The following is a 223-nucleotide window of genomic DNA, read 5'->3' on the forward strand; positions in this document are numbered from 1 at the left end:
GGGCAGCGAGGTGACCTTAACCATCACAGGTCAGGACCAGGCAGGTAATCCGCTGGAACAGCAGGTGAAAGCCACAGTTAATCCTGATGGCAGCTATACAGCAGAAGTACCAGCAGGCTTTGCTGATGGCGAATTGACCGTTAAGGCAGAAACGGTTGATCGTAATGGTACCCCGGTCAATGCAGAAGACAGCCTTGTGAAGACCGATCATGACAATGATCCA

1 pseudogene is annotated in these 223 nt (G+C 51.6%); it reads left to right on the forward strand.

Features of this window, described 5'->3' with window-relative positions:
- Window positions 1-223 (forward strand): annotated as a pseudogene (locus KNQ97_RS19285) (type I secretion protein); the annotation flags it as partial.

The organism is Acinetobacter sp. UC24323, from assembly GCF_024151445.1.
GTDB classification, from domain to species: domain Bacteria; phylum Pseudomonadota; class Gammaproteobacteria; order Pseudomonadales; family Moraxellaceae; genus Acinetobacter; species Acinetobacter baumannii.